Source organism: candidate division WOR-3 bacterium (genome assembly GCA_039804165.1).
Classification (GTDB): Bacteria; Hydrothermota; UBA3072; order UBA3072; family UBA3072; genus JAFGHJ01.
Genome location: JBDRZZ010000013.1, coordinates 39435 through 47262, shown reverse-complemented (window position 1 = coordinate 47262; position 7828 = coordinate 39435). Strand labels below are relative to the sequence as shown.

General features: G+C 37.0%; 18 protein-coding genes and 1 pseudogene. All 19 read left to right on the top strand.

What is annotated here, in order from left to right; genetic code table 11:
- Nucleotides 1-126: elongation factor Tu (gene tuf / locus ABIN61_05940; protein MEO0293745.1), on the top strand; the 126-nt coding region annotated here is incomplete at its 5' end.
- On the top strand, nucleotides 127-432 hold the full coding sequence (rpsJ, locus tag ABIN61_05935; GenBank protein MEO0293744.1) for a 30S ribosomal protein S10: 306 nt from the start codon (nucleotides 127-129) through the stop codon (nucleotides 430-432).
- A gap of 12 nt (nucleotides 433-444) precedes the next feature.
- Nucleotides 445-1047: pseudogene (gene rplC, locus ABIN61_05930) on the top strand (50S ribosomal protein L3).
- A gap of 160 nt (nucleotides 1048-1207) precedes the next feature.
- Complete coding sequence (gene rplD / locus ABIN61_05925) at nucleotides 1208-1837, top strand: 50S ribosomal protein L4 (protein MEO0293743.1); 630 nt, start codon at nucleotides 1208-1210, stop codon at nucleotides 1835-1837.
- Nucleotides 1834-2127 carry a 50S ribosomal protein L23 gene (locus ABIN61_05920; GenBank protein MEO0293742.1) on the top strand — a complete coding sequence of 98 codons (294 nt, stop codon included), beginning with the start codon at nucleotides 1834-1836 and terminating at the stop codon, nucleotides 2125-2127. The genes rplD and ABIN61_05920 overlap by 4 nt, the downstream gene beginning before the upstream one ends.
- A 2-nt stretch (nucleotides 2128-2129) precedes the next feature.
- Nucleotides 2130-2969 (top strand): 50S ribosomal protein L2, encoded by an 840-nt coding sequence (rplB, locus tag ABIN61_05915; protein ID MEO0293741.1) that lies wholly within the window; start codon nucleotides 2130-2132, stop codon nucleotides 2967-2969.
- 2 nt (nucleotides 2970-2971) lie between these two features.
- Nucleotides 2972-3244, top strand: coding sequence for a 30S ribosomal protein S19 (rpsS, locus tag ABIN61_05910; protein MEO0293740.1), 273 nt, complete (start codon nucleotides 2972-2974; stop codon nucleotides 3242-3244).
- Nucleotides 3234-3584 (top strand): 50S ribosomal protein L22, encoded by a 351-nt coding sequence (gene rplV, locus ABIN61_05905; protein MEO0293739.1) that lies wholly within the window; start codon nucleotides 3234-3236, stop codon nucleotides 3582-3584. The genes rpsS and rplV overlap by 11 nt, the downstream gene beginning before the upstream one ends.
- Complete coding sequence (gene rpsC, locus ABIN61_05900; GenBank protein MEO0293738.1) at nucleotides 3584-4198, top strand: 30S ribosomal protein S3; 615 nt, start codon at nucleotides 3584-3586, stop codon at nucleotides 4196-4198. The genes rplV and rpsC overlap by 1 nt, the downstream gene beginning before the upstream one ends.
- Nucleotides 4199-4201: 3 nt before the next feature.
- The gene (rplP, locus tag ABIN61_05895; GenBank protein MEO0293737.1) at nucleotides 4202-4621 is read left to right on the top strand and encodes a 50S ribosomal protein L16; all 420 of its coding nucleotides are present in this window, start codon (nucleotides 4202-4204) and stop codon (nucleotides 4619-4621) included.
- A gap of 18 nt (nucleotides 4622-4639) precedes the next feature.
- Nucleotides 4640-4843: a 50S ribosomal protein L29 gene (gene rpmC, locus ABIN61_05890; protein MEO0293736.1), complete on the top strand. Its 204-nt coding sequence runs from the start codon at nucleotides 4640-4642 to the stop codon at nucleotides 4841-4843.
- Nucleotides 4812-5120, top strand: a complete 309-nt coding sequence (gene rpsQ / locus ABIN61_05885; GenBank protein ID MEO0293735.1) for a 30S ribosomal protein S17 — start codon at nucleotides 4812-4814, stop codon at nucleotides 5118-5120. Before rpmC ends, rpsQ begins: the two co-directional genes overlap by 32 nt.
- On the top strand, nucleotides 5083-5451 hold the full coding sequence (rplN, locus tag ABIN61_05880) for a 50S ribosomal protein L14 (protein ID MEO0293734.1): 369 nt from the start codon (nucleotides 5083-5085) through the stop codon (nucleotides 5449-5451). The genes rpsQ and rplN overlap by 38 nt, the downstream gene beginning before the upstream one ends.
- Nucleotides 5451-5765 carry a 50S ribosomal protein L24 gene (gene rplX, locus ABIN61_05875; GenBank protein ID MEO0293733.1) on the top strand — a complete coding sequence of 105 codons (315 nt, stop codon included), beginning with the start codon at nucleotides 5451-5453 and terminating at the stop codon, nucleotides 5763-5765. Before rplN ends, rplX begins: the two co-directional genes overlap by 1 nt.
- A gap of 1 nt (nucleotide 5766) precedes the next feature.
- Entirely contained in the window at nucleotides 5767-6321 is a 555-nt protein-coding gene (gene rplE, locus ABIN61_05870; GenBank protein ID MEO0293732.1) for a 50S ribosomal protein L5, read from the top strand.
- The gene (locus ABIN61_05865; GenBank protein ID MEO0293731.1) at nucleotides 6321-6506 is read left to right on the top strand and encodes a type Z 30S ribosomal protein S14; all 186 of its coding nucleotides are present in this window, start codon (nucleotides 6321-6323) and stop codon (nucleotides 6504-6506) included. The genes rplE and ABIN61_05865 overlap by 1 nt, the downstream gene beginning before the upstream one ends.
- A 9-nt stretch (nucleotides 6507-6515) precedes the next feature.
- Entirely contained in the window at nucleotides 6516-6911 is a 396-nt protein-coding gene (gene rpsH, locus ABIN61_05860; protein MEO0293730.1) for a 30S ribosomal protein S8, read from the top strand.
- 9 nt (nucleotides 6912-6920) lie between these two features.
- Nucleotides 6921-7454, top strand: coding sequence for a 50S ribosomal protein L6 (gene rplF, locus ABIN61_05855; GenBank protein ID MEO0293729.1), 534 nt, complete (start codon nucleotides 6921-6923; stop codon nucleotides 7452-7454).
- Nucleotides 7454-7822, top strand: coding sequence for a 50S ribosomal protein L18 (rplR, locus tag ABIN61_05850; GenBank protein ID MEO0293728.1), 369 nt, complete (start codon nucleotides 7454-7456; stop codon nucleotides 7820-7822). The genes rplF and rplR overlap by 1 nt, the downstream gene beginning before the upstream one ends.
- The last annotated feature ends 6 nt before the right edge of the window (nucleotides 7823-7828 follow it).

The following is a 7828-nucleotide window of genomic DNA, read 5'->3' as shown; positions in this document are numbered from 1 at the left end:
GGAGATCATGTAGAGATGGATGTAGAGTTGATATATCCTGTTGCTATGGAGAAGGAGCTTCGTTTTGCTATAAGAGAAGGTGGAAAAACTGTTGGTGCTGGTGTTGTAACAGCAATTGAGGAGTAAATGTCTAAACGTATTAGAATAAGAATGAGATCATACGATCATAAAATATTGGATGAAGCTATGAGAGAGATTGTAGAAGTGGCAGAGCGAACTGGAGCCGAAGTTGTTGGACCGATTCCTCTTCCTACTAAAAGAAGAGTCTATACAGTCCTTCGTTCTCCTCATGTTGATAAGAAATCAAGAGAACAATTTGAGATAAGAATTCATAATAGACTTATTGATTTAAATAAACCATCCCAGCAGACAATAGAAGCTTTAACAAAGATGGATTTACCTGCAAGGGTTGAGGTTGAAATTAAGTATTGAAAGAGGAATAAGATGTTAATAGGAAGAAAATTAGGAATGACAAGGGTTTTTACAGAAGAGGGTGAGCCTATTCCAGTGACTGTTATAAAAACTTCTCCTTGCTTTGTTCTTGATAAAAGGACAAAAGAAAAAGATGGTTATGAAGCCTTTGTTTTAGGTTTTGGAAGGAAAAAAGAGAAGAATGTAAAAAAACCAATCTTGGGTTTGTGTAAAAAGGCAGGGGTTTCCCCTGTTGAAGTTATTAAAGAGTTTAGAGTTAAAGACATTTCTTCTTTTGAGGTTGGAGAAGAGGTGCCCGTATCTATTCTGCAAAAAGGGGATAGGGTGGACGTTGTGGGATGGACAAAAGGAAGAGGATTCCAGGGAGTTGTTAAGAGATGGGGTTTTGCAGGAGGTCCTGCTTCCCGAGGTTCTCGTTTTCATAGAGCCCCAGGTTCAGCAGGAGCTCATACGTTTCCGGCAAGGGTTATAAAAGGTAAGAGATATCCTGGAAGAATGGGTAATGAAAGAGTTACAGTAAAGAATCTTGAGGTAGCAATTTTGGATGAAGAAAATGGTCTTCTTGGAGTTAAAGGAGCTGTTCCTGGAGCAAGAAATGGAATAGTTCTTGTTAAAATGAAAGAAAATATTGATGTGGCGGAGAGAAAGAAAATGGCAAAAGAAGAGAATGAGAAGAAAAGAAAGGAAGAGAAGAAAATAGAAGCTAAAGAGAAGGAAGAAAAGAAAAAAGAGGAAGCTTTAAAGGAAGAGCCTACATCTAAAGGAGAAAATAAAGATGCCAGTTGAGGTAAAATGTTATAATAAGATAGGTAAAGAAGAGGAAAGAATTACCTTAGAAGGAGAACTTTTTGAGTCAAAGTTTGATGAAACTGCTGTTTATTATGCTGTTTTGGATTATCTTGCAAAACAGAGGCAGTTCACTGCTAAGGTAAAGAATAGGGGAGAAGTTGCTGGAAGTGGGAGGAAACCCTGGAGACAAAAGGGAACGGGTAGGGCTAGAGCCGGTTCACGAAGATCTCCGCTTTGGGTGGGAGGAGGTGTTGTTTTTGGTCCACGACCAAGAGAGGTAAATTTTAAAATTAATAAAAAGATTAAAAGAAAAGCTCTTAAATCAGCAATTTCTAAAAGAGTATCTGATGGACATTTTATAGTAATTGAAGAAGAAAGGTTTGATAAGCCATCAACGAAGAAGATGGCTGATACCCTAAAGGCAATTGGAATTTATGGAGAGAAAATTTTATTGCTTTATAAAGGTGAAAATGAGAATTTCTATAAGTCTTGCAGAAATATAGAAGGTGTAGATATTATCCCGGCGAGTCTCGTTAATGCTTATAAGGTTTTAGAGAATGATTGGTTAGTTCTAACTAAAGATGCTCTCGGAACTCTTGTGGAGGTTTTTAAATGAGGAGTAAGGATTATAGAGATATTGTAATAAGACCTATTATCACAGAAAGAGCGAATTTAGCTATGTCTTTAGGGAAATATGTTTTTGAAGTTGCTATGGATTCCAATAAACATGAAATAAAAAAAGCAGTGGAAGAGCTTTTCAAGGTTCATGTGGAAGAGGTGAATACTGTGATTGTTAAGGGTAAACGGAGGGGTTTTGGAAGATCCTTGGGAAAGAAAAAAGATTGGAAAAAGGCTATCGTTTCCCTAAGGGAAGGGGAATCTATTCCTTTATTTGAAGGAGCGTAATTATGGTAGAACAGAAAACTCGTCCTGTAACTCCAAGTAGCAGATTTTATATACCTCAAGACTTTTCTGATATTACAAAGAAGGAAAGTGAAAAGAGATTAACAAAAAGCTTGCATAAAAAGGGAGGTAGAAATTCAGAAGGTAGAATTACTGCTAAGCATAGAGGTGGGGGAGCAAGGCGGAAGTATAGAATAATAGATTTTAAGAGAGATAAGTTCGGGATAAAAGGAAAGATAACAGCTATTGAATATGATCCTAATAGAAATGCTCGGATTGCTCTTGTTACATATGAGGATGGAGAGAAAAGATATATTATTGCTCCAGAGGGGATAAAAGTTGGAGATGTTATTCAATCAGGGCCTGGTTCTCCTTTAGTGATAGGAAATTCTCTCCCCCTTTCAGAGATTCCTGCTGGGACTTTTATTCATAATATTGAGCTTGAACCTGGGGAAGGTGGAACTCTTGTAAGAGGAGCAGGAACTGCTGCTCAGATACTTGCAAAGGAAGGTAAATATGCTCATATTAGATTGCCTTCTGGGGAAGTTAGATTGATACTTTCTTCCTGTAGTGCAACAATTGGGAGGGTGGGAAATGTTTCTTTTGATACAATATCAGATGGTAAGGCAGGAAGAAGTAGATGGAGAGGATGGAGGCCGAGAACTCGAGGAGTCGCAATGAATCCTATTGATCATCCTCTTGGGGGTGGAGAGGGAAAGACATCAGGAGGTAGACATCCCGTTTCTGCCACAGGAGTTCCAGCGAAAGGTTATAGGACGAGAGATCCTAAGAAGATTTCTTCAAAATTTATAATTAAGAGAAGAAAATCTAAGAGGAAAATTTAAATATGTCTAAAGGAAAATACGTGGATGAGAAATTGTTGAAAAAAATAAAAAATTGGAAAGAGGGGGATCCTCAGATTAAGACTTATAGCCGCAATTCTACAATTACGAAAGAATTTGTAGGGCATACAATTGGGATACATAATGGAAAGGATTTTATTTCGGTTTATATTAGACCGGAAATGATAGGACATAAATTGGGAGAGTTTGCTCCCACTCGGAAATTTATAAAACATGGCGGACAGAAAGAGGGAGTTGTAAGAAGAGATGGAAGCTAAAACTGTGCAGAGAAATGTTCCAGTATCAGCCAAAAAAGCAAGAAGGCTTATTCCTGTGGTTAAAGGAAAACCTGTTGTTGAAGCTAAGATGAGGTTAGATTTTATGCCACAGGCGGCCGCCAGGATTCTTAAAAAGTGTATTCATACCGCTGCAAGTAACTATTTGGATAAAGCAGGAGAGGTAGATTTGAAAGAGGAAGACTTATTTGTTAAGTCTGTTATAATTGAAGAAGGACAAAAATTGAAGAGGTATGTCCCTATGTCTTTTGGGAGAGCAGGAATTATTAGAAGAAGATTTTCTCATATCACAGTTATAGTTGATAAACTTGGAGAGAAATAATGGGGCAGAAAACACATCCAATTGGTTTTAGAGTAGGTATTAATAAAGATTGGAAGTCAAGATGGTTCTTCGGCAAGAAATTTAGAGAGCCATTAATAGAAGATATTGAGATTAGGAAATATTTAAAGAATGAGTTTAAAGACGCCTGGATAGCTGATATAGAGATTGAGAGAACACCAGAGAATGTAAGGGTTATAATAGAGACAGCAAGACCTGGAATGATAATTGGAAAGGGAGGAGAAGAGATTAAGAAGGTAAGAGATAAATTGACAGAACTAGTTGGTAAGAGCGTTTATGTTGATATAAAGGAATGTAAAATGCCAGAGCTTAACGCTTCTCTTGTTGCACAATCAGTGGCAAGGCAGATAGAGAAAAGAGTTTTGCAGCGTAGAGCTATGAAAAGGGCTGTAGAAGAAGCAATAAAAATGGGAGCAAGCGGAATCAGGATTCAATGTAAGGGTAGACTTGGTGGGGCAGAAATTGCAAGAAAAGAATGGTATCTTGAGGGAAGAGTTCCTTTGCACACAATAGATGCTGATATTGATTATGCTGAAGAAAATGCTATTACAAAGTCAGGTGTTATAGGGGTTAAGGTTTGGATTAATAGGAGTTAAACTATGTTAATGCCTAAGAGGGTTAAATATAGAAAGAGTCAAAGAGGCAAGCTTAAAGGGAAAGAAACTTCTTCAGCAGTGAAGCTTGATTTTGGGGATTTTGGTCTAAGAGCTCTTGAATCAGGATGGATTACTGCTCAGCAGATAGAAGCGATGCGAATTACTGTAACACATTATTTAAAAAGAGCTGGAAAGGTGTGGTTACGGATTTTCCCTGATAAACCTGTTACAAAAAAACCAGCAGAAACGAGAATGGGAAAGGGAAAGGGAGAACCAAGTCATTGGGTATTCCCTTGTAGGAAAGGGAGAATTTTGATAGAATTGGAAGGTGTTTCTGAGGAGCAAGCAAGGGAAGCTCTTAAAAGAGCCAGTGCAAAACTCCCTATTAAAACCAGATTTATAAAAAGAGAAGGAGTTATATAAGGAGCTTGGTGTTGTATGATGAAGGCTAAAGAACTTAGAGAAATGACGGAAGTGGAATTAAATTCGGTTTTGCATGATTTGAAAGAAGAGTTATTTACTTTAAGATTTGATAAGGCAAGAGGAAAGTTGACTAATCCGGCGAGGTTTAAGCAGTTGAGAAAGGAAATTGCGAGAGTTTTGACAGTCTTAAATGAAAAGAGGAGAAGTAAGAGTGAAAACTAGGAAAATTGGAAGGGTCGTTTCTAATGCTCCAGCTAAAACCATTGTGGTTTTAGTAGAAAGGATTGTTCAGCATCCTATTTATAAAAAGTATATTAAAAAAAGAAAGAAATTTTATGCACATGATGAACATGAGGAAGCTTCTGTGGGAGATGTGGTTAGTATAATTTCTACAAGACCTTTATCTAAGTTAAAAAGATGGAGACTTGAAAGAATAATAGAAAAAGCAGTTGAGGGTAAAAGTGATACAGCAAGAGACAATTCTGAAGATAGTAGATAATACTGGTGCTAAAGAAGCCTCTTGTATAAGAGTATTAGGAGGCTCAGCGAAGAAATATGGCACCTTGGGTGATATTATTGTTGTGAATATAACTAAAGCTACACCTGATTCTACGATAGAAAAGGGTAGTGTCCAGAAGGCAGTGATTGTTCGGGTGAAGAAAGAGGTAAAAAGAAAGGATGGAATTATAGTGAGATTTGATGATAATGCTTGTGTTTTACTTGATGCAAATAAGGAACCAATTGGGACAAGAATTTTTGGGCCTGTGGCTGAAGAATTGAGAGATAAAGGGTTTATGAGGTTAATTTCTCTTGCTTCGGAGGTTCAGTGATGAAGATTAAAAAAGGAGATACTGTCTTAGTTATATCTGGTAATTATAAAGGGAAAAAGGGGAAAGTAATAGAAGTGATTCCTAAGGAAAATAGATTGATTGTAGAGGGAATAAACAAGAAAAAAGTTCATAAAAAGCCAAGAAGAACAGGAGAGCCGGGTGGTATTATTGAGAAAGAGCTACCAATTTCTATTTCTAATGTTAAATTTATATGCCCTTCTTGTGGAGAGGCAGTAAGGGTTGGTTTTAAGTTTCTTGAGGATAAGAAAAAGGTTCGTTATTGTAGAAAGTGTAATGAAGTTGTGGAGAAGTAAAATGGGTTACATTCCAAGATTAAGGAAATATTACGAAGAGGTGATTAATAAAGAGCTTACAGAAAAATACGGAAATCCTATGAGAGTGCCGAAACTTCAGAAGATAGTTATTAATTGTGGTTTGGGTAAAAGAGGTAAAGAGCGAGCTATCTTTGAATCTGCTGTTGAAAGTTTGAAAGAGATAACAGGCCAAAAGCCTGTTACAACCCGTGCCAAGAAGTCAATTTCTGCTTTCTATCTGAGGGAAGGAGACCCTGTTGGTTTAAAAGTTACTTTAAGAGGAAATAGAATGTATGAGTTTCTTGATAGACTTGTGAATGTGGCAATTCCGAGAATTCGTGATTTTAGAGGTTTGAGCCCAGACTCTTTTGACGGTAGAGGAAATTATACCTTTGGTATCTCAGAGCAATTCATTTTTCCCGAGATAGATTATAATAAAGTTAAAGAGGTTATAGGAATGGATATTACAATTACAACCACTGCTAAAAATGATGAGGAGGGCTTAGAATTGCTTAAAAGATTTGGTTTTCCTTTTAGGATTAGAAAGGGTGGATAATGGCGAGAAAAGCATTAATTGAAAAGTGGAAAAGACCCCCAAAGTATAAGGTTAGGAAGAGAAATAGGTGTTTTAGATGCGGAAGAAGTCGTAGTTATTTAAGGGATTTCGGTTTGTGTAGGATTTGTTTTAGAGAACTTGCACTTAAAGGCGAAATCCCTGGGATTAGAAAAGCTTCTTGGTAGGAGGTTAGTTTGTTAACAGATCCTATTGCTGATATGATTACAAGAATCAGAAATGCAGTTAAGGCAAGACATAGACATGTAGAAGTGCCTTCTTCTAATATGGCTAAGGAAATAACAAGAATTCTTTTAGAAGAAGGATATATTGGGAATTTTGAAATTATTGAAAATGAGAAAAAACAAGGGGTAATAAGACTAACTCTCAAATATATAAAAAATGAGTCTCCAATTCACGAGATTAAAAGAATCTCAAAGCCTTCAAGAAGGGTTTATGTTGGTAAAGATGAAATTCCTCTTGTTCAAAGAGGATTTGGTGTTGCGATTTTATCTACTCCCAAAGGTGTGGTAAGTGACGCTAGGGCAAGAGCTTTAGGTGTTGGTGGTGAGGTTCTTTTGGAAGTGTGGTAAGGAGGCAAAATGTCAAGAATAGGGAAGAAACCAATTGTTTTACCAGAAGGAGTGGAAGTTAAGATAGAGGGAAAAAAAGTAATAGTTAAAGGGAAGAAGGGTGAGTTAGAAAGTATTATTCCTGAAGGAATAGCTGTGGAGGTTAGTGATGGGAAGATTGTGGTGTCTCCAAAAGGAGATCCAAAAGAGTTAAGCCCTCTTTGGGGTGTAACTCGGTCTGTTTTGAATAATATGGTGATAGGTGTAACTCAGGGTTTTACAAAAACGCTTGAAGTTAATGGAAGAGAATATAAGGCAATTCTGAAAGGAAAAGATTTGGAACTTGATCTTGGTTTTACTCATACAATAAAGGTTTCTCCTAAAAAGGGGATTGAATTTAAGGTTGAAGAGAATAAAATAATAGTTAGTGGAATTGATAAGGCTTTGGTTGGAGAACAAGCTGCTGAGATTAGAGCTTTGCGTCCTTGTAATGTTTACACGGGTAAGGGAATAAAATATGAAGGTGAATACGTGATCCGGAAAGAAGGAAAGAGAGGTCTCTAATGGGAGAGGTTGAAAGGACTAAAATAAGAAGACAGAGGAGGAAGTTGAGGGTAAGAAGTAAGATTTTTGGAACTTCAGAGAGGCCTCGTTTATCAGTTGTGAGGACGAACAAACATATATACGCTCAAGTGATTGATGATTTTAAAGGTCATACTTTGGTTCAGGCAAGCACTTTGGATAAGGAAATAAGAGAGAAATTAAAAGGGAAGACATTAAAAGAAAAGGCAAAAGAAATTGGTATCTTTTTAGCTGAGAGATGTAAGAAAGAAAATATAGAAAAGGTGGTTTTTGATAAAGGTAGATTTGCTTACCATGGTTGTGTTAAAAGTCTCGCTGAAGGTGCGAGAGAAGGAGGTTTAAAATTTTAAGTGAGT

Bases quoted from the DNA above. Each gene is read 5' to 3' on its own strand.
- rpsJ (MEO0293744.1), top strand. From the start codon at position 127: ATGTCTAAACGTATTAGAATAAGAATGAGATCATACGATCATAAAATA.
- rplD (MEO0293743.1), top strand. From the start codon at position 1,208: ATGCCAGTTGAGGTAAAATGTTATAATAAGATAGGTAAAGAAGAGGAA.
- ABIN61_05920 (MEO0293742.1), top strand. From the start codon at position 1,834: ATGAGGAGTAAGGATTATAGAGATATTGTAATAAGACCTATTATCACA.
- rplB (MEO0293741.1), top strand. From the start codon at position 2,130: ATGGTAGAACAGAAAACTCGTCCTGTAACTCCAAGTAGCAGATTTTAT.
- rpsS (MEO0293740.1), top strand. From the start codon at position 2,972: ATGTCTAAAGGAAAATACGTGGATGAGAAATTGTTGAAAAAAATAAAA.
- rplV (MEO0293739.1), top strand. From the start codon at position 3,234: ATGGAAGCTAAAACTGTGCAGAGAAATGTTCCAGTATCAGCCAAAAAA.
- rpsC (MEO0293738.1), top strand. From the start codon at position 3,584: ATGGGGCAGAAAACACATCCAATTGGTTTTAGAGTAGGTATTAATAAA.
- rplP (MEO0293737.1), top strand. From the start codon at position 4,202: ATGTTAATGCCTAAGAGGGTTAAATATAGAAAGAGTCAAAGAGGCAAG.
- rpmC (MEO0293736.1), top strand. From the start codon at position 4,640: ATGAAGGCTAAAGAACTTAGAGAAATGACGGAAGTGGAATTAAATTCG.
- rpsQ (MEO0293735.1), top strand. From the start codon at position 4,812: ATGAAAAGAGGAGAAGTAAGAGTGAAAACTAGGAAAATTGGAAGGGTC.
- rplX (MEO0293733.1), top strand. From the start codon at position 5,451: ATGAAGATTAAAAAAGGAGATACTGTCTTAGTTATATCTGGTAATTAT.
- rplE (MEO0293732.1), top strand. From the start codon at position 5,767: ATGGGTTACATTCCAAGATTAAGGAAATATTACGAAGAGGTGATTAAT.
- ABIN61_05865 (MEO0293731.1), top strand. From the start codon at position 6,321: ATGGCGAGAAAAGCATTAATTGAAAAGTGGAAAAGACCCCCAAAGTAT.
- rplF (MEO0293729.1), top strand. From the start codon at position 6,921: ATGTCAAGAATAGGGAAGAAACCAATTGTTTTACCAGAAGGAGTGGAA.
- rplR (MEO0293728.1), top strand. From the start codon at position 7,454: ATGGGAGAGGTTGAAAGGACTAAAATAAGAAGACAGAGGAGGAAGTTG.